Raw genomic sequence first — 20989 nt, forward strand, 5'->3', positions numbered from 1 at the left:
TTGATTTTTGGCACGCTGTTGAGTTCTCAAGGAACGGTCGCTTCCTTTGTACTCACCCTCTCGGGCTTTCCTCCGGGCTTCCCTTCGGTGTTTCCAACCTTACCAGATCCGTTTTCCGTTCCGTTTCCGGTCGGAATTCATTTCCGGTGGCCGTTGGAGGGCCTTTGCCTTTTCGATTGCCTTCCGGCTCTCTTTCGGCGATTCCGACTTTATCAGAAGTTCTTGGCCGGTCTGACCGGCCACTCATTTCTGAGTAAATCGGAGGTGGCTTCAATGTCTCGGAGAGAACTCTCCGTTGTGAAGCAGATCGATTCTAACGATCGGCCCTGAACCTGTCCAGTTCTAGGCAACTGTTTGAATCTACCTCCCCGTCCAACCCGTGTCAACGGGTCTTCCGGGGCGAAGAGGAGACTAGCAGCTCACAGGAGGTCTCCGCACATCAGGCGGCCGTGGGGACGAACGCGCTGCGCTCGGTCTCGTCGAGGTCACCCGTCTCGCCGGCGCGCGCGGCACGGCCGCCGATGATGAAGACGTAGGCCAGGAAGGCCAGCTCAGCGACGACTCCGATGCCTATGCGCGCCCAGGTCGGCAGGCCGGACGGGGTGACGAAGCCTTCGATGGCACCGGAGACGAACAGGACGAGGGCCAGGCCGATCGCCATGCCCACGGCGGCGCGGCCCTCTTCGGCCAGGGCCGCACGACGGCTCCGTGGGCCCGGGTCTATGAGAGTCCAGCCGAGGCGGAGCCCGGTGCCCGCGGCCACGTAGACCGCGGTGAGCTCCAGCAGCCCGTGCGGGAGGACCAGGCCGAGGAAGGTGTCGAGGCGGCCGGCCGAGGACATCAGGCCGAAGCCGACACCCAGGTTCAGCATGTTCTCGAAGAGGATCCAGAGGACCGGGAGACCGAGGAAGACGCCCAGGACCAGGCACATCGCGGCGGCCCTGGCGTTGTTGGTCCACACCTGGGCCGCGAAGGAGGCCGCGGGATGGCTGGAGTAGTAGGTCTCGTACTCGCCACCGGGGCGGGTCAGCTCGCGGAGCTGGCTGGGGGCCGCGATGGTCGCCTGCACGTCCGGGTGGGTGCCGATCCACCAGCCCAGGACGATCGCGATGGCGGTGGATATGAGCGCGGTGGGCACCCACCAGTGGCGGGAGCGGTAGACGGCGGCCGGGAATCCCTGTCCGAGGAAGCGGGCGACATCGCGCCAGGAAGCGCGGCGGGTGCCTGTCACGGCGCTGCGCGCGCGTGCCACGAGCTGGCTGAGGCGTCCGGTGAGCTGTGGGTCGGGAGCGCTGGACTGGATCAGGGAGAGGTGGGTGGCGGTGCGCTGGTAGAGCGCGACGAGTTCGTCGGCCTCGGCTCCGTTGAGGCGCCGCTGGCGGCGGAGGAGCGCGTCGAGACGGTCCCACTCGGCTCGGTGTGCGGAGACGAAGACGTCGAGGTCCATCGGGTCTGCCTGCTCCTCGGCTGGTCGTCGACTGCCTGTCGTGGCGGCGTCGCAGGGATCGACGTCGTAGGGATGTCTCGCATGTCAGCTTGTCGTACTGCGGCGCGATGCGCCCTCAGCTTGGCAGACTTGCGCTGTACAGGGCAGACCAGGGGAAGGCGGCGGGCGTGAGTGAGCTGGTGACGGGCGAGGCGGTGGCGCTCGAGCTGCGTCCCGCGAGGCTGCCCAGCAGGGCACTCGCCCTACTGCTCGACTTGATCGTGTACTTCATCGTGTACATCGGAGTCTCGATCGGCTTGGCGGCGGCCACGGCCTCGCTCGACGACGCCGCGCAGGTCGCCCTGGCGATCGCGGCCTTCCTGCTGGTGCTGGTCGGTGTGCCGATCGCGGTGGAGACGCTGAGCCACGGGCGCTCGCTCGGGAAGATGGCGTGCGGGCTGCGGGTCGTGCGGGACGACGGCGGGCCGATCCGGTTCCGGCATGCGCTGGTGCGGGGCGCTCTCGGTGTGGTCGAGATCCTGATGACGTTCGGGGTCGTCGCCTGTATCGCCTCGCTGGTCTCGGCGCGTGGGCGGCGGCTCGGGGACGTGTTCGCCGGGACCCTGGTCGTGCGCGAGCGGGTGCCCGTCGGGCAGACCCGTTTCGTTCCGCCGCCTCCGCCCTGGCTGGCGGGACGTTTCGCCGAGCTGGACCTGTCGGCCGTTCCGGACACGCTGTGGCTGGCCGTCCGGCAGTACCTGACGCGGATGCAGCAGCTCGACCCGCAGGTCTCGTGGGCGATGGCCGTGCAGCTCGCGGGCGATCTCGCGACGCGGACGGGTGCTCCGGCCCCCCGGGACATCCCGCCGGCCGCGTATCTGGCGGCGGTGGTGCAGGAGCGGCAGGCCCGGGAGGCCCGGCGGGCCTTCCCCGTCGGCCATGCTTCTCCGTCCGCCGGTGTCCCCGGTGGGTACGCGCCTCCTCCGATACCCGGTGCGCCCCTCGGGCCCGCACTGGCACCCGCACCCATGCCCACCGCGCCCGTGGCGCCTCCCGCGGCGGCGGCCGAGCGGCCGGCCACCGGGTTCGTGCCGCCGGCCTAAGCACGGTCCGGGTCCATGGGGCCCGTAGCTCAGTCCTCGGGGTCGGTGAAGGACGACGGCGGTGACCGCAGGTCCTCCAGCTCGATGCCGGGGGCTGCCAGGACCACGTCGCCGGCGAGGTGCACGGGGTGCTGTTCGCCTGTGTCCAGGGCTGTGACCTGGTATTCGTCCACGGTCAGAGGGCCGTTGTCAGTGGCGTGTGTTTCTCTTCTCAGCAAGGCCCAGGACTGGTCCAGAGTGCGCGGGGCGAGGACGGGGTCCGTGAAGGCCACGAGGCGTACGCGGGTCGCGGCGGCGGAGGGGGTGAGGCGCAGCAGACGGGCGGTGGCGACGAGGAACGCGGGGGACGCGCCGGTGAAGGCGTGGGCGCGCACATTGCCTTCGGTGGCATGGGTGCCGGTGGGGTCCGTACGGACCCAGGTGACACCGTCGATGGCGGCGCCGCGGACCTGCCAGCCCCCGGCGTGGAGTTCCAGGCGGATGGGGCGGCCCAGGTCGTCGAGGGCGAGATCGACGGAGCCGCTGTGGTCACCGGAGGGGGTGGTCACTTGGGAGACATAACGCCAGCCGGAGGGGCCGGGGGCGCACTGGAAGTGTTCTTCGCCGAGGGGGGTGTGATCGTGCGGATCGTGGAGCGAATAGCGGCCGCGGGGCATGGGGGTCCTGGGGCTTGACGGGTCGTAGGTCCGGCGCTCGGACCTGCGGTACGGCCGCGCGGGCGGTCGACGGGCCAAAGGGGCAGGCCCCCGGCACGGGGGTGCGGGGGCCTGCCTCGGTGGAACGGAGGACCTGCCGCCGGGAGAGCGCGTCGGTGCACGGGTGCGCTTCCCGGTGGGCGGGTCTCGGACTCAGTAGCGGTAGTGGTCCGACTTGTACGGACCCTCGACCTCCACGCCGATGTACGAGGCCTGCTCGGGGCGCAGCGTAGTGAGCTTCACGCCGAGCGAGTCCAGGTGCAGGCGGGCGACCTTCTCGTCGAGGTGCTTGGGCAGCGTGTAGACGCCGACCGGGTACTCGTCGGGCTTGGCGAACAGCTCGATCTGGGCCAGGGTCTGGTCCGCGAAGGAGTTGGACATCACGAACGACGGGTGGCCGGTGGCGTTGCCCAGGTTCAGCAGGCGGCCCTCGGAGAGGACGATGAGCACCTTGCCGTCGGGGAAGGTCCAGGTGTGGACCTGCGGCTTGACCTCGTCCTTGACGATGCCGGGGACCTTGGCGAGGCCGGCCATGTCGATCTCGTTGTCGAAGTGGCCGATGTTGCCGACGATGGCCTGGTGCTTCATCTTGGCCATGTCCGAGGCCATGATGATGTCCTTGTTGCCGGTCGTGGTGACGAAGATGTCGGCCTTGTCGACGACCTCGTCGAGGGTCGTGACCTGGTAGCCGTCCATCGCCGCCTGGAGGGCGCAGATCGGGTCGATCTCGGTGACGATCACCCGGGCGCCCTGTCCGCGCAGGGACTCCGCGCAGCCCTTGCCCACGTCGCCGTAGCCGCAGACGACCGCGGTCTTGCCGCCGATGAGGACGTCGGTGGCGCGGTTGATGCCGTCGATCAGGGAGTGGCGGCAGCCGTACTTGTTGTCGAACTTCGACTTGGTGACGGCGTCGTTGACGTTGATCGCCGGGAACAGGAGGACGCCGTCGCGCTGCATCTCGTACAGGCGGTGGACGCCGGTCGTGGTCTCCTCGGTCACGCCGCGGATCTCGGAGGCGAGCTGGGTCCACTTCTGCGAGCCGTCCGTGATGGTGCGGTGCAGGAGTTCGAGGATGACGCGGTGCTCGTCGGACTCGGCGGTCTCCAGGCCGGGGACCTTGCCGTCCTTCTCGTACTCGACGCCCTTGTGGACGAGGAGGGTGGCGTCACCGCCGTCGTCGAGGATCATGTTGGGGCCGCCGGTGGGGCTGTCCGGCCAGGTCAGCGCCTGCTCGGTGCACCACCAGTACTCCTCCAGGGTCTCGCCCTTCCAGGCGAAGACCGGGACGCCCTGCGGGTCGTCCGGCGTGCCGTTCGGGCCGACGGCGATGGCGGCGGCCGCGTGGTCCTGGGTGGAGAAGATGTTGCAGGACGCCCAGCGGACCTGTGCGCCCAGGGCGACCAGGGTCTCGATCAGGACGGCGGTCTGCACGGTCATGTGCAGGGAGCCGGTGACGCGGGCGCCGGCCAGCGGCTGGGTCTCGGCGTACTCCTTGCGGATCGCCATCAGGCCGGGCATCTCGTGCTCGGCGAGGGTGATCTCCTTGCGGCCGAAAGCGGCCAGGGAGAGGTCGGCGACCTTGAAGTCCTGTCGGTTGTCGACAGTCGTCATTGCGAGCTGCTCCTCGGGTTGGGTCGAGGGTGGGTACGGCTGGTCTGCGCGGCGGCGGACACAGGGGTGCCCGAGAAGAGGACACAGGCATGCCCGCGTACGCGCAGCGCAGTCCGTCGGAGGCCCTCTCTCCCTCGGACGGTCCGTCTGGGACCGCCCGACCGCCATCAGCAGCGACGTCTGGCTCCGTCCCAAGCTACACCGGAGGAGCGGGCCGTCCCCAGTCCGCCTCCGAACAGATCACGCCGTTCGAGGGGGTCAGTGACCGGCGGGGCGGGAGGCAGGGCCGCCCGGGGTGGCTTCCGGGTCGGCGCCCTTGGCGGCCTCGGCCTCGCTGTAGATGTCGGGTTCCAGGTAGATCACGCGGGCGATGGGGACCGCGGTGCGGATGCGGGCCTCGGCGGCGTTGATGGCCTTGGCGACCTCGGCGGCCGTGTCGTCGTGCTGGACGGCGATCTTGGCGGCGACGAGGAGTTCCTCGGGGCCGAGGTGGAGGGTGCGCATGTGGATGATGCCGGTGACGGTGTCGCCGTCGACGATCGCGGCCTCGATCTTCCTGACCTCCTCGGTGCCGGCGGCCTCGCCGAGCAGGAGGGACTTGGTCTCGGCGGCGAGGACGAGGGCGATCAGGACGAGCAGGACGCCGATGCAGACGGTGCCGATGCCGTCCCAGACGCCGTCGCCGGTGAGGACGGCGAGGCCGACGCCGAGGAGGGCGAGGACCAGGCCGATGAGCGCGCCGAAGTCCTCCAGGAGGACGACGGGCAGCTCGGGGGCCTTGGCGCGGCGGATGAACTGCGACCAGGACAGCTTGCCGCGCAGTTCGTTGGACTCCTTGATGGCCGTCCGGAAGGAGAAGCCCTCGGCGATGACGGCGAAGACGAGGACGCCCACCGGCCAGTACCAGTGCTCCACCTCGTGCGGGTGGCTGATCTTCTCGTAGCCCTCGTAGATGGCGAACATGCCGCCGACGGAGAAGAGCACGATCGAGACGAGGAAGGCGTAGATGTACCGCTCGCGGCCGTAGCCGAAGGGGTGTTGCGGGGTCGCCTCGCGCTGGGCCTTCTTGCCGCCGATGAGCAGCAGGAACTGGTTGCCGGAGTCGGCGAGCGAGTGGACGCCCTCGGCGAGCATCGACGAGGAGCCGCTGAACGCGAACGCCACGAACTTCGATACCGCGATCGCGAGGTTGGCGCCGAGTGCCGCCACGATCGCCCTGGTGCCGCCTGACGCGCTCATGTGTTCGCGGTGTCCCTTCTCGTGCTCGTCTTTGCCCGTGCTTTGCCGGTGGGCCATTCTTGCAGCCCGGTCCCCGGCGGGACGCGGGCCCCTCAGACGATCACCGTGGCGCGGAACACCGTGCCCGCGCCGGACACCTCCGCCTTCTCGCCCGCCGGGACGAACACCGAACGGCCGGGGGCCAGGTCGTACCCGCCGACGTGGACCGCACCGGCCGTGCAGAGCAGGATCTGCGGGGTGGGCAGGGTCAGGTCGTGGGCGGCGGTGCCCTCGGGCAGGACGTAGCGGGAGAGCCGGAACTCGTCGATCGGCGTCTCGTAGACCTCCTCGCCGTCCGGGGCCGCCTCGGGGCGCAGCACACCGGCGTCGCCCGCCTCGAAGCGGACGATGCGCAGGAGTTCGGGGACGTCGACGTGCTTGGGGGTCAGGCCGCAGCGCAGGACGTTGTCGGAGTTGGCCATGATCTCGACGCCGAGGCCGTTGAGGTAGGCGTGCGGGATGCCGGCGCCGAGGAAGAGGGCTTCGCCGGGCTGCAGGCGGACGTGGTTGAGGAGCATGGCGGCGATCACACCGGGGTCGCCCGGGTAGTGGTGGGCGATGTCGGCGTACGGCGCGTAGTCGCCGCCGAGGCGGGTGCAGGCGGCCGTGGCCTCGGCGACCGTGCGGGCCATCTCCTCGCGGTCGGCGCTGAGGATCGCGGTGAGGACCTCGCGCAGGGCGGCTTCCTCGGGGTGGGCGCGCAGCAGGTCGACGTACGGCTTGAGGGAGTCGACTCCGAGGCCGTCGAGGAGTTCGGCCGTCCGTTCCGGCGCGCGGAAGCCGCACAGGCCGTCGAACTCGGTGAGCGCGCAGATCAGTTCGGGCTTGTGGTTGGCGTCCTTGTAGTTGCGGTCGGGGGCGTCGACCGGGATGCCGCGCCGCTCCTCGTCCTCGTAGCCCTCCCTGGCCTGCGCCAGGTCGGGGTGCACCTGGAGGGAGAGCGGGGCGCCGGCGGCGAGGATCTTGAGCAGGAAGGGCAGCCGCGGGCCGAACCTGGCCACGGCCTCCTCGCCCAGTTCGGTCTTCGGGTCCGCGTCGATGACCTCGACGAGCGTGCCGCGCGCGGTGCGCGAGGGGGCGCCCTGGTGCGCGCCCATCCACATCTCCGCCTGCGGCTCGCCGCTCGGCTCGACCCCGAGCAGCTCCGGGATGGCGGTCGGGGAACCCCAGGCGTAGGGGCGGACGGTGTTGTCGAGGAGGTCCATGACTTCTCTCTGCCGGTTCTCTCTGCGGGCGGGGGGGCGGACAGGGGTGCGCGGGGCACGCGCACAGGACACGGGGCGCGGGGCGCGGGCACGGAGGAACGTGGTGCGCCGTACGGGTCGTACGACGGCCCTGTTCACCGTGTGTTCCCCCACCGGTTCGCCTTCGGTACGGCCCTCAGGTCGTCCTTCGTGCGGCGGGCCCGGTGTCGGTGTCCACCTCAGGCCCCCGAAGCGAGCGTCAGGTAAACGGCGGCGAAATCCGTGACGGCGATCAGTTCCGCCAGGGTCTCCAGCTCGTCGCCCGCCTGGGGCTCCAGCTCGCTGATCGGGGTGTCGTGACTGAGGGCGAGGTCGCGGGCGGCCGGGGCGGCGGTGAGGCCGCCGAGGGGACGGTCGCGGAGCAGCACCACGCGCGCGTGCAGCGCGGGCGCCTCGTCCACGCGGTCGCGGAAGAAGTCGTCGGGGTCGGCGCTGGCGGCGAGCGGACCGGCGAGCACGGCGGTGTGGGCGGCCAGGGCTTCCGGGAGCTCGGCGACCAGGGCGGGGCGGCCGGCCAGTTCGGCGAGGGCGGCGGCGAAGCGGCGGCCGGCCGGGCCCGCGGAGTCGCCTTCCGTCCAGACGACCGGGAGCGCGTCGGCGAGTTCCGCGGCGAGGGTCTTGGCCGGGTTGCTGTAGGTCACGATGGCCGGGCCGCAGCGCTCGGCGATGTGGTCGAGGCGGTCGGCGACCTTCTCCAGGTCGTCCGGCGGGGCGGTGAGCAGGCCGACGCGGTCGAGGAGCGCGAGCAGCGGGGTGAGCAGCGCCCACAGGACGCCCGGGGAGGAGCCGGCGAGCGGCTCGCCGTGGTCGTACGGGGCCGTCGCCATCGGCATGAACAGGCCGTGGGCGCCGGCCACCGCTTCGGCGAGCGGGGTGTCGGCGGGGGCGACGGCGGCGACCGAGCAGCCGCGTCGGTAGGCCTGGTCGGCGAGGAGGGAGAGGCTGGGTTCGGTGCCGTCCGGGGTGGCGATCAGCAGCAGGTCGACGGAGCCGGCCCAGCCGGGGAGCTCCCAGCGCAGGGCGCCGGCGGCCGGGGCGACGCCGGTGGGGGCCAGGCGGGTGACGGGGCTGCCGGGGCCGGCCAGCGTGCCGAGGAGGTCGGCGGCGTGGGTGGCAGCGACGCCGGGGCCCGCGATCAGGACGGCGCGGGGGCGGCCGTCCGGCTTCAGCTCCTGGACACCGGCCTCGGTGGCGTGCCGGGCGGCCGTACGGACGCGGGCGCCGGCCTCCGCTGCGCCGCGCAGCAGACCGCGGCGGTCGGCCTCGGCGAGGCCCTCCGGGGTGTCGAGCAGCGTTTCGTCGAGCATGGAGCGGCCTCCGGTTGCCGGGGTCCTGATGTTCCGCGGTTGTCGTGCCTTGCCTACTGCTTACGCCGGTCGGCGGGCCTCGTCGACGAGCAGGACGGGGATGTCGTCGCGGACGGGGTATGCCAGGCCGCAGTCCTGGCCGGTGCAGATCAGCTCGGCGTCCTGCTCCTTGAGGGTGGCGTGGCAGGCCGGGCAGGCGAGGATCTCCAGGAGGCCGGCTTCGAGCGGCATGGGGGTTCCCTTCGGGGGTGGATGTTCGCGTGCGGTCAGGTTACCGCCGGTGGGGTGGGTTGGGCTGGCCGCGGGTGACGCCCGACCGCCCGCCGAGCCGACCGCCCAGGGGGCTCCGCCCCCTGGACCCCCGAGACCTTCGCCCACCCACCACCCGACTCGGTCGATCGAGAAGCGAGCACGGGGCGACGCCCGGCGACTCTGCCGGCCGAGAGGCGCCCTGGGCACGGGGCGGCTTGGAGGCCGACGGGTGCCCGGGGCTCCGGACGGTTCGGAGGCCGACAGACCCCCACGACGCCGGGTGACCCGGAGGCCCGCAGGCACCCGCAACACCGGACGGCTCCGAAGCCGGCACGCACCCGCGACGCCGAGCGGTTCGAAGGCCGACGGGTCCCCGGTGCGCCAGATGGTTCGGAGGCCGGCAGGCACCCGCGACGCCGAGTGGCTCGGAGGCCGACGGGTCCCCGGGGCGCCGGATGGTTCGGAGGCCGGCAGGCACCCGCGACGCCGAGTGGCTCGGAGGCCATCAGGCACCCGCGACACCGGACGACTCCGAAGCCGGCAGGCACCCGGCGGCAAGGCGATCGGGGCGTCGGTGTGAAGGAAGCGGGTGGGGAGTTGGGGTCAGGCCCTGATGATGGCCAGTACCTCGTCGCGGATCTTGGTCATCGTCGCGTCGTCCCTTGCCTCCGCGTTCAGGCGGAGCAGAGGTTCCGTGTTGGAGGGGCGGACGTTGAACCACCAGTCGGCGGCGGTGACGGTGAGGCCGTCGAGGTCGTCGAGGGTGACGTCGTCGCGGTCGCCGTAGGCCGCGCGGATCGCGGCGAGGCTGGCCTGCTGGTCGGCGACCGTGGAGTTGATCTCGCCGGAGCCGGTGTAGCGGTCGTACTGGGCGACGAGGGCGGACAGGGGGCCGGGCTGGCCGCCGAGGGCGGCGAGGACGTGCAGCGCCGCCAGCATGCCCGTGTCGGCGTTCCAGAAGTCCTTGAAGTAGTAGTGGGCCGAGTGCTCGCCGCCGAAGATCGCGCCGGACCTCGCCATCTCGGCCTTGATGAAGGAGTGGCCGACGCGCGTGCGGACGGGGGTGCCGCCGTTCTCCCGGACCACCTCGGGGACGGTCCAGGACGTGATCAGGTTGTGGATGACCGTGCCCTTGCCGCCGTTCCTCGCCAGCTCCCGAGCGGCCACCAGGGCCGTGATCGCCGACGGGGAGACCGGCTCGCCGCGCTCGTCCACGACGAAGCAGCGGTCCGCGTCGCCGTCGAAGGCCAGGCCGAGGTCGGCGGACTCCTCGCGGACGCGCCGCTGGAGGTCGACGATGTTGGCCGGGTCGAGCGGGTTGGCCTCGTGGTTCGGGAAGGTGCCGTCCAGCTCGAAGTACATCGGGACCAGGGTCAGCGGCAGGCCCTCGAAGACCGTCGGGACCGTGTGGCCGCCCATGCCGTTGCCCGCGTCGACCACGACCTTCAGCGGGCGGACGGAGGTCAGGTCCACGAGTGAGCGCAGGTGGGCCGCGTAGTCCGACAACGTCTCGCGGGTGGTGACGGTTCCCGGCGTGGCGGCCGGCCCGGGGGCGCCCTCCTGTAGCCAGCGCTCGGCCAGCTCCCGGATCTCCGTCAGGCCCGTGTCCTGGCCCACCGGCGCGGCTCCGGCGCGGCACATCTTGATGCCGTTGTACTGCGCGGGGTTGTGCGAGGCCGTGAACATCGCGCCGGGCAGGCCGAGGGCGCCAGATGCGTAGTACAGCTGGTCGGTCGAGCACAGGCCGATCTCGGTGACGTCGACGCCCCGGGCCGCGGCGCCGCGCCCGAAGGCGCGGGACAGGGCGGGCGAGGAGGGCCGCATGTCGTGGCCGACGACGATCGCGGCGGCACCGGTCACCTGGACGAACGCGGCGCCGAACAGTTCGGCGAGCGCCTCGTCCCACTGATCCGGAACCACTCCGCGCACGTCGTACGCCTTCACGATCTGCGACAGATCAGCTGCAGCGGCCACAGGCCAACCCTCCTGGAATACTTTCGGTCGCCCCAAACTACCTGGCCCGGGTGAGGGTCCGACGCCGGATCCCCCGGGGGATCCCCCGGGGGATGCGACGACGGATTCGCCGCGGCCTCCCGGCCGTGATCTGCGGAGATCCGACTTGAGCGAACTCGAGTGAACTCGGGCGAACTCGCTCGGTCGCTATCGAGCACAGTCGGTCGATGGCGGTCGGCAAGAGTAGGTGGGAGTCGATCGCAGGGGGCGACGGCGACCTTGGTCGAGTGCGGGCCGCCGGAGTCCGCCGGCCCGGCTCACGGCAGCATCCAGCCCAGCACCGGACCGCTCTGCGCCACCACGATCAGACACATCACCAGCAGCAGTCCGAGGCTCCACGGCAGCACCCTGCGCAGCAGGTCGCCCTCGCGGCCTGCCAGGCCCACCGCCGCGCAGGCGATCGTGAGGTTCTGCGGGGAGACCATCTTGCCGAGCACGCCGCCGGAGCTGTTGGCGGCTGCCAGGAGTTCCGGCGAGAGGCCCGACTCGTGGGCGGCGCTCACCTGGAGGGCTCCGAAGAGGGCGTTGGCCGAGGTGTCGGAGCCGGAGACGGCGACGCCGAACCAGCCGAGGACCGGGGAGAGGAAGGCCAGACCCGCGCCCGCAGCCGCCACGAAGTGGCCGATGGTCGCCGCCTGTCCGGAGAGGTTCATGACGTAGGCGAGGGCGAGGACGGACGTCACGGTGAGGATCGCGAACCTCAACTCGCGTACGGTCGCCGCCCATTCCGTGACCGCCACGCGCGCGTGGACGCGCAGGACGGCCGCCGTGGCGATGCCGGCGAACAGGACCAGCGTGCCGCCCGTGGAGACGACCGGCCAGGTGAAGAGATTTCCGCCGACCGGTTCGCCCTTCGGGTTGACGACGCCCAGGAAGGGCCAGTCGTAGACGCGGTTCGCCTTCGCCAGCCAGTCCTTGACGGGCGGGATCTGGGCGATCGAGAAGACCGCGACGATCAGGGCGTACGGGGCGTAGGCGCGCAGGACTTGGGGCCGTTCGTCGCGCTCGTCGAGGTCCGCGCTGCGGGCGCCCGTGAGGACGGCCGCGCGGACCTCCTCGGTCGCCGGCACGCGCGCGTGCGGTACGGCGAGCAGGGCGGCGGTGCCGGCCAGGGCGGCGCAGATGTCGGCGAGTTGGGCGGAGAGGTAGTTGGAGGCGGCGAACTGGGCCGCGGCGAAGGCGACTCCGCATGCCAGGGCCGGCACCCAGGTCTCGCGAAGTCCGCGTACGCCGTCGACCAGGCCGACCAGCACCAGGGGCACCACCAGGGCGAGGAGCGGGGTCTGGCGGCCGACGACGGTGGCGACCGAGTCCAGGGGCAGGCCGGTGACCTGAGCGAGCGTCACCACGGGGGTGCCCATCGCGCCGAAGGCCACCGGCGCGGTGTTGGCCACCAGGGAGACGACGGCTGCGCGGACCGGGTCGAAGCCGAGGGCGACGAGCATCACCGAGCAGATCGCGACCGGGGCACCGAAGCCGGCGAGCGCCTCCAGGAGGGCGCCGAAGCAGAAGGCGACCACGAGGGCCTGGATCCGCGGGTCGTCGGAGAGTCGCCCGAACGAGCGACGCAGAACGTCGAAATGGCGGGTACGGACCGTCATCCGGTACACCCACAGGGCGTTGACGACGATCCACAGGATGGGGAACAGGCCGAACGCGGCGCCCTGGACGGCGCTGGAGGCGGTCTGGTCCAGCGGCATGCGGTAGGCGAGCCACGCGACGAGGACGGCGGCGAGAAGGCCGCTCAGGCCCGCCAGATGGGCTTTCATGCGGACCCCGCCGAGCAGGACCAGGACGATCAGCAGCGGCAGGGCGGCGACGAGGGCGGACAGGCCGAGCGAGCCGGCGACGGGTTCCAGTTCCTGGACGTACACGGGCGCCTCCCCGGATTCCGGCATGCGGAAAGCGTTTTCCCGCCGACGGTCATCCGGAATGGTCGTGTCCGCGACAAGGGCGCGTCAATGGGCGTGCAAGAAGGAACGATTCATCGCCGACAAGACCGCTACGCCCAAGACCTCTACGGGACGTCGGCCGCCGTCGCGCCGTCAGTTGTCCGGTGAACGCAGCACCCGCAGATGGCCGCGCCGGGCGACCTCCATCGGGTCCGCGCCTCGACCGCCGCCGCCAGCCCCGGCCGCCCGCTCCTGGGGGCGGGCCGCCTCGCGCACCGCGTTCGCGAGCGCTTCCAGGTCGTCCCCGCTCGGACGCGCCGGAGCGGAGCCGTCGAGGAGCCGGACGACCTCCCAGCCGCGCGGGGCGGTGAGGCGCTCGGAGTGCTCGGCGCACAGGTCGTAGCAGTGGGGTTCGGCGTAGGTGGCGAGCGGGCCGAGGACCGCGGTCGAGTCGGCGTAGACGTACGTCAGCGTCGCGACGGCGGGTCGGCCGCAGGCAGTTCGCGAACAGCGACGTACAGGGCTCACGACGTTGGACGGTACCGCACTCTTGAGCGGGCCGCGACGACTCTCCCCCAGGTCACTCCACCGTGTCGTACTGTGAAACACCCCACATACCCCTCCCGACACGCCCTGCTGACCTGCACGGAACGGATCGCCGGGGGTCACGGCCGGCACCGCATCCGGTCACGGGTCGGTACAAACACCGTCAATTGCCTTGAGTTCGCCGGTCTCGTGGAGATACGGAAACGAGCCCAACCTTGGCTGGAATGGTCATCCTGTGACATGCCGTCCCGGTCGGTGTCGGTGCGTGGAGCGGCGCGGCCGGAGCCCGCGAGGACTACGCTTCACCAGTGATGGACAACCGTGTACCGCCCCGTGCCGCCGGCCCCGGGCCTCGTCGACGCGACCGCCACGGCCGGGGCATGCGCGGGCCGATCGCGCCGCCCCAGGTGCCGCTGGCGGCGAGCCGCGCCGACGTGTTCGCGGACCTGGTGCAGGACTCGGTGGAGCGCCTGGAGCGGCGCTGGCCACAACTCGCCGACATCGATTTCCTGGTGCTCGAAGTACCGCGGCTGCAGGACCGGCACAACGAGAGCTGGGACGACGAGGCGGTGCCGCTGGGCGGCATCATTCCCGCCCGCGAGGGACGCCGGGCGCGGGTGGTCGTCTACCGGCGGCCGGTCGAGATCCGCACCAAGGGGCGCGACGAGCGGGCCGCGCTGGTGCACGAGGTCGTCGTGGAGCAGGTCGCCGAGCTGCTCGGCCTCACCCCGGAGACCGTCGATCCCCGGTACGGCGAGGACTGAGGCTCCCGCTCCCGGCGCCCCGCGCCTCCCGTCCCTCGCCTACTTCTGCAGCACCGACACGTCCTGGTCCGCCTCCGGTACGGCCACCGTGCCGCGGTCGTCCGGCAGGGTCTGGATCGTGAAGCCCGGGACGCCGTCCTCGGTGGCCGCGAGGGTGCGGGCGCCGTAGACCGGGCCGCCGGAGACCGTCTCCACGGTCAGCGCGTAGGTGCCCTTCAGACCGGACGGAACCGGGGCGTCGACGTTCTGGGTGGTGCCGGACTTGATCGTGAACGTCTTGGACACCGCCGTGCCGCCGCCGCTGCCGGCCGACGCAGTGACCTTGACCTGGGCGGTCGCGGTGGGCGCGGTCAGGGAGAGGGTGGTGCCCTTGCCGCTGTTGTCGGCGGACGTCGCGCGCGTGCCGACCGGCGCGGTCGCCGGGATGTAGGCGGTCTCCTGGTTGGCGCCCTTGCCGCGGGTGACGCGCAGGGCGGCCACCACCGGCACGGACTGGTCGGTGGGCGTGAGGATCAGCGAGCCCGCCTCGCCGCGCGTGACGTCGCCGAGGTCGGTCGCGGTGGTCATGCCCGACTTCACGTGCAGCGTCTCGTTGCCGGCCGGGGTGATCGTGCCGTCCGGGGAGGCGAGGCGCACCTTCAGGTCCGCGTCGCTGTCGCCGGTGGTGAAGGCGATCAGCCGGACGTCGGTGGCGTCCTTGGGGATGCCGGGCAGCACCAGGCTGCCGGCCGGGTCGGCGGAGGCGGCCAGCCAGTCGCCGCCGGTCTTGTCGTCCAGGGCCTGCACGCTCGCGCCGACCCGGCCGCTGCGCACGCTCACGTGCACGGTCAGGTCGGTCTGCCGCTCGTCGGTGAGCGTGGACAGCAGGACCGGCTCACTGGCGTGCGGCTGGACCGTGATGCCCTCCCCCACCGTGGACTTGAGCTGGCCGTCCTTGCCGTACAGCTCGATGTCGACCACGGCGGCGCCGTCGTCGGGGTTGGTGAGGTGCACGTAGTCGGTGCGGCTCGCGGCGGTGCTGGCGCCGGGGAACCAGAAGTCGGTGTCGGCCGCCGTGCAGCTGACCCCCTGGAGGCCGCGCCCGGTGCCCGCGGCGACCTCGGTGGTCTCCTGGACCGTCCAGCCGGGGGCGTACTTGCCCTCGGCGGTGCCGACGTAGGCGGGCCCGTCGGCGCCGGAGGTGTCCCCGGTGGCCGGCGTGCCGGGCGCCTTGGGGGTGAGGACGGGCTTGGCGGCCTTCTTCTTGCCGCCGCTGCCCGTCCCGTCCGCCGACTGCTCGGTGGCGGCCTGGAGTCCGGCCTTGCCGTCGCTCGTGGTGCCCTTGGTGACGGGCGTGAACGACGTGTACGAGGTGTCCGCGATGTCGGACAGGCTGGGCGCCGGGCACAGCAGCGTGGTGCGCTCCACGGGCAGCTGGGCGGCCGTCTCGGCGGCGTGCGCGGGGGTGGTGGCCGGCTGGCTGAGCTCGGCGAACCCGGTGACCGCCGCGAGGGCGGCCGTGCCGGCGAGCAGGGACAGGGTGGTGCGGTTCACTGCTGGCTCCCGTCGTGGTGCTCGCCGCCGTCGCCGCGGTGGTGCTGGGCGGCCGGGTCGTAGGCGGGGTCGTAGGCCGGGTCGTAGCCCTGCTGGTACGTCGGGTCGTACGCCGCCTGGCCCTGCTGACCGCCGTAGGCGTACGGGTCGTACTGGCCGGTCTGGTAGGGGTCGTAGGTCTGCTGGTCGTAGCCGGTGGTCTGGTACTGGCCGGTGCCTGCGCCTGCGCCTGCGCCGGCGCCCTGGTAGGGGTCGGCGTAGCCGGTGTCGTAGCCGTCGGCCTGCGGGTAGGACGCCGGGTCCCACTCGTCGTACGACTGCTGCTGCGGGATCGCGGCCGGGGTCTCCTCCTGCGGAGCCGTCGCCGGGAAGTCGGCGTCGTCCGGGGCCTCCCGGTACTCGTGGGACTCCTGGGCCTCCTGCGTCTCCGGGAACTCCTCCTCGGCCTCCGCCTGGGCGCGCAGGCGGCGGGCGCGGCGGCCCTCGCCCTCGGCGGCCTGGGCGGGGATCGGCTGCTCCTCGGGGAGGTCGTCGTCGACGTCGCGGCGGCGGCCGGGCAGGGCGAGGACGACGAGGACGACGGCGAGCGCGCCCTGGACCCACAGCCAGACGGTGTGGGTGAACGGGGTGTCGTAGGTGACGTCCAGCTTCCCGCCGGCGGAGGGGAGTTCGAAGCCCTGGGCCCAGCCGTCGACGGTGGTGCGGGTGAGCGGCTTGCCGTCCAGGGTGGCCGTCCAGCCGGGGGAGGCCGAGTCGGCCAGGCGCAGGACGCGGCCCTCGGCACCGGTCGGGACGGTGGTGTGGATGTCGACGGGTCCTGCGGCCACGGAGGCGGGGGTGCCCGAGCCGTTCGCCGACACGATGGTCGCGCGGGAGACCTGCTGGTCGACGCGCCACAGGGCGCTGCCGTTCTGCTGGCTGAGCCGGGACAGGCCCGGCGTGGCGTCGAGCACGCGCGTGATCTCGCGCGGAGCGCCCTTGTGGACCAGGACGTAGCGCACCGCGAATCCGCCGAGCTGGTCGGTCTGGTCGGCGCCGGAGCCGGCGACCAGGTTGGCGACGACCTTGTCGAGCTGGGCGTTCTCGCCGTCGGCGGCGGCCACCTCGGCGTCGCCCATGCGGGCGCCGGAGCCGCGTACCAGCATGTAGGTCACGCGCGCGGTGCTGTCGCTGTCGAGGACGAGGGTGCGGACCTGGTCGGTGGTGTTGCTGTCCTCGGCGACGAAGGCGGGCACCTGGGTGGGGTCGCGGCGCTCGACCGGGCCGTCGGCGCCCGCGATGATCCAGCCGGCGGCGAGCAGCAGCGGGCCCGCGGCGGCGGCGAAGGCGATCAGGGCGGCCACCGGCTGGCGCCAGCCGAAGCTCTGCTCGGCGACCCGGGAGCGTGCCCCGTCGGCGCCGAGCGCGGCGGCGGCGAGGATCGCGATGCCGTAGACGAGGGTCGCGGGGCCGGCCCAGGTGGACTTGTTGGACAGGACCGCGAAGACCAGGCCGATCAGGGCGACCGCCCAGGCGGTGCGGACCGCCGACTGGCGCTCGGAGCGCAGCAGGGCGGCGAGCGCGGCCAGGACGACGCCGATGAGCAGCAGCCCGTCGACGGTGCCGGGGCCGCCCGGGCTGGCGCCGAGCAGGTCCAGCGCGGAGGCGGCCGAGGAGCCGTACTCCAGGCCGGCCTCCTTGAAGAAGCCGGACGGCAGCAGGGTCAGCGACCAGGGGGCGAGGACCAGCAGCGGGGTGCCGAGCTGGACCAGCAGCCGCAGGCCGGAGGCGACCGGGTCGGAGCGGCGCACGGCGAGCACGGCGAGGCCGAGGACCAGGGCGATCGGCCAGACGATCGGCGTGAACGCGGTGGTGATGGTCAGCAGCAGCGCGTACGCCCAGGTCGCGCGCCAACTGCCGCGCGCTCCGGAGGAGTTCGCCAGGCCGCTGGCCGCGATGCCCGCGCGGGCGATCAGCGGCAGCAGGATCGCGAGGACGGCGGTGCCGATGCGGCCGCCCGCGAGGGCGCCGGTGGCGGCGGGCAGGAAGGCGTAGGCGATGGCCGCCCAGGCGCGCAGCAGGCGCGAGGTGACCAGCGGGCGGGAGGCGAAGTAGGCGGTGAACCCGGCCAGCGGCACCGAGGCGACCAGCAGCACGGTGACCGCGAGCCCGGTGGAGCCGAACAGCAGCGAGGCGAACGAGGCGACGATCGCGAGGTACGGCGGCGCGGCGGGGGTGCCGCCGGCGCCGACCGCGTGCCAGGCGTCCAGGTAGCGCGACCACAGCTCGCTCGCGGTGCCCGGGGCGGGCAGCAGGGCGCCGCCCGCGAGGGCACCGGAGCCGAGCAGGGCGCGGCAGGCGGCCAGCGAGATCAGCAGCAGGACCAGGAAGAGCACCGGGCCCGGTTTGCGGGCGATGCGCTTGAGGCGGGCGAACTGCTCGATCTCCAGGAAGTCGGCGTCGTCGCCGCCGGGCCCGGACTCGACCGCGCCGCCGTGCCGGCCGGCCGCGGAGATCTCGTCGTCGGCGCCGAAGAGGTTGCCGGCGACCTGTTCGACGGTGGCCCGGACGGTGGCGCCGGGCGGCGGGAACAGGGGGCGCAGCTCGCCCTTGTCCAGCTGGGAGCGGCCACGCCTGCGCCGCCCGGCGATGATCCGCTCCGGCCGCAGCAGGGTGCCGAGGAGGCCGCGGATCTCGTCGAGGGCCTGTCCGGGGACCTTGCCGACGAGGTAGGCGACGGTGCGCAGCAGGGTGCCGAGGACCAGGCGGAGCAGGATCCAGGGCAGCACGGCCGTGCGGGCGTTGACCAGCAGGGTGTAGATCGCGCCGGCCTTGTCGACCTTGTGCGGGGAGGTGGCGGTGCGGCCTGCGCAGTCGACGGCGCGGCGCTCGCGGGAGGCGGCCTCGGCGTGCCGTACGACGGCCTCGGGGGCGATCAGGACGCGGTGTCCCGCGTTGTGCGCGCGCCAGCACAGGTCGACGTCGTCGCGCATCAGGGGCAGCCGGCGGTCGAAGCCGCCGAGCTCCTCGAAGACGTCGCGGCGGATCAGCATGCCGGCGGTGGAGACGGAGAGCACGGGCCGCACGTGGTCGTGCTGGCCCTGGTCCTGCTCACGCCGGTCCAGGCCGGTCCAGCGGCGGCCGGAATTGGCGATGGTGACGCCGACCTCCAGGAGCTGCCGGCGGTCGTACCAGCCGCGCAGCTTGGGGCCGACGACCGCCACGTCGTCGCGGCCCAGCTCCATCTCGTTGTCCACGACCCGGAGCAGCTGGGCCAGGGCGTCGGGTTCCGGGGCGCAGTCGTCGTGCAGCAGCCAGAGCCACTGGACGGGCTCGCCGTGCGGCAGCTCCGGCATGTCGTAGGCGTCGTCGCGCCACTGGCGGGTGACCGGGTCCCAGCCGCTGGGCCGCTTCAGGTACGGCAGGTCGTCCGGGGTGAGGAGGGGCGCGGTGCGGCTCGCCTCCTCGACGGCCTGGCCGAAGCCGGTGCGGCGGGCGAGGTGCAGGACGTTGGCGTCGCCGAGGGACGCGGTGAGCTGCTGGGCGGAGTCGTCCGCGCTGCCGGTGTCGGCCGCGACCGCGTACTGGACGGGGCGCTCCTGGCCGAGCAGCCCGGCGAGCGCGTCGGGCAGCCAGCGGGCGCCGTCGTGGGAGACGAGCACCGCGGTCACCACATGACGCGGAAACTCTGGTGTGGCAGCCGTGTCTTGGGCTGCCGTGTGGCTGTGCACGGACATCGAGGTACGGGCCCCGGTTCGATGGACTGCGGTGGACTCCTGCGCCCGCTGGTGGCGGCGAGGCGTCTCGGACGAGCGACCACACTATCGGCTGGGCATGTCGACGGCCCGCCGCCTGTGGATAACCCACGGGCGACGGGCCGTTCGCGCAGCTCAGATGTGGCGTTGTGTGGACGTCCGCTTCGGACGGCAGCCGGACGGCGGCCCTCCCGGGTCAGACGGCGGCCTTCTTGAGACGGCGGCGCTCCCGCTCGGAGAGTCCGCCCCAGATACCGAACCGCTCGTCGTTGGCGAGGGCGTACTCGAGGCATTCGGAGCGCACCTCGCAGGCGAGGCAGACCTTCTTGGCCTCTCTGGTGGAGCCGCCCTTCTCGGGGAAGAAGGACTCGGGGTCGGTCTGGGCGCACAGCGCGCGCTCCTGCCAGCCGAGTTCCTCGTCCGCGTCGTCGACCAGCAGTTGCTGCACCAGCTCGGTCATGTGCGCCCCTCGTCTGTCTTTCACGTCCCCGTGCGTGGCCGTTACCGATTTCGGCTGAACGACACGAGTGAAATTACAAGTGTGCTGCTCCGGGCGAGTCAAGCCGAGATCTGCTATTGGGCCCGTTATTCACTCTGCGGAACCAAGGCCGTGCGGAAAGTGTTCAAATCGGCATAAACCTTGACACGCAGACGAGGCCCGGTTCGGGCCCTCCGACCCATACAGAGCTTGTACGGAGAAGGACGCCCAGATGTTCGATCGCGTTCCGAAGCGGCTCGCATGCCCGGTTGTGCGCCATGTGTCCCGGGTGCCGAGTGAACAAACCTTTCGGCAGCGAGGTGAACCGGATGAGGTGAACCGTGTCCCACATACCGGGCGTCGAGTTGACACGGGGGGTGTGAACCGATGTCCTTATGGACATGCTCGCGAACTTGGCACTCACCTCGACCCGCACCGCCGGGTCCCACGGTGCTGCCCGCGCTCGCTGTAGCTGTTGCTGTTCCAGCTGTTGAGCCGTGGTCGAAGCCGAATCCGACTGCTCCCGCTCCAGCCGCCGACCGAGTCCCCCGGACTCGGTCTTCGCTTTCCGTTCCCCGCTGACCTTCTTCACTGAGGAACCATCGCACCCCCATGAACAGCGACAACGACCTCCAGATCGCCGGTGACCTCCTCGAGGTCACGCACCTTTTGCAGCCCCCGCGCGAGCACCCGGTCACCGTGGCCGAGTTCGTCGGCCTGGCCCGCGCCATCGCCGCCGACCGCGCGCAGTGGGAGCACCTCGTCCGGTTCGACGCGACGAGCCGCTGGTACCACCGGCTGCGCACCGGCCCCGGCTACGAGGTCTGGCTGCTGTCCTGGGTGCCCGGACAGGGCAGCGGACTGCACGACCACGGCCGCTCCTCCGGCGTGCTGACCGTCCTGGAGGGCACGCTCACCGAACGCACCGCGCGCGGCACGCGCGCGTTGGGCGCCGGTGCACAACGGGTGTTCGCGCCGGGGTACGCGCACGAGGTCGTCAACGACACCCTGGAGCCGGCGGTGAGCCTGCACGTCTACTACCCGGGCCTGACCGAGATGCCCATGCACACGGCGGCGACCGCGGCGTGCGAGGCCCGTCCCGTGACTGCGTGA

The 20989-nt window shown here is 72.2% G+C and carries 17 protein-coding genes; 4 read left to right on the forward strand and 13 right to left on the reverse strand.

The genetic code is table 11. The features are described 5' to 3' along the window. A partial coding sequence (locus tag ACGF5O_RS37890; protein WP_393814473.1) for a hypothetical protein occupies positions 1-330 on the forward strand: 330 nt, incomplete at its 5' end. A gap of 109 nt (positions 331-439) precedes the next feature. On the opposite strand, the gene ACGF5O_RS37895 is transcribed toward ACGF5O_RS37890, so the two are convergent. Further along, positions 440-1447: a stage II sporulation protein M gene (locus ACGF5O_RS37895; RefSeq protein WP_393814474.1), complete on the reverse strand. Its 1008-nt coding sequence runs from the start codon at positions 1445-1447 to the stop codon at positions 440-442. Between the two features lie 167 nt (positions 1448-1614). On the opposite strand from ACGF5O_RS37895, the gene ACGF5O_RS37900 reads away from it, so the two are divergent. After that, positions 1615-2529: an RDD family protein gene (locus ACGF5O_RS37900; protein WP_393814475.1), complete on the forward strand. Its 915-nt coding sequence runs from the start codon at positions 1615-1617 to the stop codon at positions 2527-2529. 29 nt (positions 2530-2558) lie between these two features. Here the strand turns inward: ACGF5O_RS37900 and ACGF5O_RS37905 are convergent, their stop codons facing one another. The 9 genes from ACGF5O_RS37905 to ACGF5O_RS37945 form a co-directional block, all read right to left on the reverse strand. Continuing rightward, a complete protein-coding gene (locus ACGF5O_RS37905) occupies positions 2559-3185 on the reverse strand; it encodes a hypothetical protein (RefSeq protein ID WP_393814476.1) in 627 nt (208 codons plus the stop codon). 192 nt (positions 3186-3377) lie between these two features. After that, positions 3378-4835: an adenosylhomocysteinase gene (gene ahcY, locus ACGF5O_RS37910; protein WP_393814477.1), complete on the reverse strand. Its 1458-nt coding sequence runs from the start codon at positions 4833-4835 to the stop codon at positions 3378-3380. 258 nt (positions 4836-5093) lie between these two features. Then, positions 5094-6074 carry a cation diffusion facilitator family transporter gene (locus ACGF5O_RS37915; RefSeq protein WP_393814478.1) on the reverse strand — a complete coding sequence of 327 codons (981 nt, stop codon included), beginning with the start codon at positions 6072-6074 and terminating at the stop codon, positions 5094-5096. A 92-nt stretch (positions 6075-6166) separates the two neighbouring features. After that, positions 6167-7318 (reverse strand): mannose-6-phosphate isomerase, class I, encoded by a 1152-nt coding sequence (gene manA, locus ACGF5O_RS37920; RefSeq protein ID WP_393814479.1) that lies wholly within the window; start codon positions 7316-7318, stop codon positions 6167-6169. 218 nt (positions 7319-7536) lie between these two features. Next, positions 7537-8664: an SIS domain-containing protein gene (locus ACGF5O_RS37925; RefSeq protein WP_393814480.1), complete on the reverse strand. Its 1128-nt coding sequence runs from the start codon at positions 8662-8664 to the stop codon at positions 7537-7539. Between the two features lie 60 nt (positions 8665-8724). Then, positions 8725-8895, reverse strand: a complete 171-nt coding sequence (locus tag ACGF5O_RS37930) for a Trm112 family protein (RefSeq protein WP_089102354.1) — start codon at positions 8893-8895, stop codon at positions 8725-8727. Positions 8896-9519: 624 nt separating this feature from the next. Continuing rightward, complete coding sequence (locus ACGF5O_RS37935) at positions 9520-10890, reverse strand: phosphomannomutase/phosphoglucomutase (RefSeq protein WP_393814481.1); 1371 nt, start codon at positions 10888-10890, stop codon at positions 9520-9522. A 296-nt stretch (positions 10891-11186) separates the two neighbouring features. Further along, the gene (locus ACGF5O_RS37940) at positions 11187-12803 is read right to left on the reverse strand and encodes an L-lactate permease (RefSeq protein WP_393814714.1); all 1617 of its coding nucleotides are present in this window, start codon (positions 12801-12803) and stop codon (positions 11187-11189) included. Positions 12804-12974: 171 nt separating this feature from the next. Beyond that, on the reverse strand, positions 12975-13400 hold the full coding sequence (locus ACGF5O_RS37945; RefSeq protein WP_093748783.1) for a DUF3499 domain-containing protein: 426 nt from the start codon (positions 13398-13400) through the stop codon (positions 12975-12977). Between the two features lie 278 nt (positions 13401-13678). Here ACGF5O_RS37945 and ACGF5O_RS37950 point away from each other — a divergent pair, with 278 nt between their 5' ends. Continuing rightward, entirely contained in the window at positions 13679-14131 is a 453-nt protein-coding gene (locus ACGF5O_RS37950) for a metallopeptidase family protein (RefSeq protein ID WP_393814715.1), read from the forward strand. Positions 14132-14170: 39 nt separating this feature from the next. On the opposite strand, the gene ACGF5O_RS37955 is transcribed toward ACGF5O_RS37950, so the two are convergent. The 3 genes from ACGF5O_RS37955 to ACGF5O_RS37965 form a co-directional block, all read right to left on the reverse strand. Beyond that, positions 14171-15664, reverse strand: a complete 1494-nt coding sequence (locus ACGF5O_RS37955) for a DUF5719 family protein (protein WP_393814482.1) — start codon at positions 15662-15664, stop codon at positions 14171-14173. Continuing rightward, positions 15661-19380 (reverse strand): glycosyltransferase, encoded by a 3720-nt coding sequence (locus ACGF5O_RS37960; protein WP_393814483.1) that lies wholly within the window; start codon positions 19378-19380, stop codon positions 15661-15663. Before ACGF5O_RS37960 ends, ACGF5O_RS37955 begins: the two co-directional genes overlap by 4 nt. Before the next feature lie 214 nt (positions 19381-19594). Next, positions 19595-19858, reverse strand: coding sequence for a WhiB family transcriptional regulator (locus tag ACGF5O_RS37965; protein ID WP_003975777.1), 264 nt, complete (start codon positions 19856-19858; stop codon positions 19595-19597). A 630-nt stretch (positions 19859-20488) separates the two neighbouring features. Here ACGF5O_RS37965 and ACGF5O_RS37970 point away from each other — a divergent pair. After that, entirely contained in the window at positions 20489-20989 is a 501-nt protein-coding gene (locus ACGF5O_RS37970) for a cysteine dioxygenase (protein WP_393814484.1), read from the forward strand.

The sequence above is a fragment of the Streptomyces sp. NPDC048291 genome (genome assembly GCF_043201715.1).
Lineage (GTDB): Bacteria > Actinomycetota > Actinomycetes > Streptomycetales > Streptomycetaceae > Streptomyces.

Coding starts and splice junctions, on each gene's coding strand:
- ACGF5O_RS37895 (WP_393814474.1), bottom strand. CDS start 1,447: ATGGACCTCGACGTCTTCGTCTCCGCACACCGAGCCGAGTGGGACCGT.
- ACGF5O_RS37905 (WP_393814476.1), bottom strand. CDS start 3,185: ATGCCCCGCGGCCGCTATTCGCTCCACGATCCGCACGATCACACCCCC.
- ahcY (WP_393814477.1), bottom strand. CDS start 4,835: ATGACGACTGTCGACAACCGACAGGACTTCAAGGTCGCCGACCTCTCC.
- ACGF5O_RS37915 (WP_393814478.1), bottom strand. CDS start 6,074: ATGAGCGCGTCAGGCGGCACCAGGGCGATCGTGGCGGCACTCGGCGCC.
- manA (WP_393814479.1), bottom strand. CDS start 7,318: ATGGACCTCCTCGACAACACCGTCCGCCCCTACGCCTGGGGTTCCCCG.
- ACGF5O_RS37925 (WP_393814480.1), bottom strand. CDS start 8,664: ATGCTCGACGAAACGCTGCTCGACACCCCGGAGGGCCTCGCCGAGGCC.
- ACGF5O_RS37930 (WP_089102354.1), bottom strand. CDS start 8,895: ATGCCGCTCGAAGCCGGCCTCCTGGAGATCCTCGCCTGCCCGGCCTGC.
- ACGF5O_RS37950 (WP_393814715.1), top strand. CDS start 13,679: ATGGACAACCGTGTACCGCCCCGTGCCGCCGGCCCCGGGCCTCGTCGA.
- ACGF5O_RS37960 (WP_393814483.1), bottom strand. CDS start 19,380: ATGTCCGTGCACAGCCACACGGCAGCCCAAGACACGGCTGCCACACCA.
- ACGF5O_RS37965 (WP_003975777.1), bottom strand. CDS start 19,858: ATGACCGAGCTGGTGCAGCAACTGCTGGTCGACGACGCGGACGAGGAA.
- ACGF5O_RS37970 (WP_393814484.1), top strand. CDS start 20,489: ATGAACAGCGACAACGACCTCCAGATCGCCGGTGACCTCCTCGAGGTC.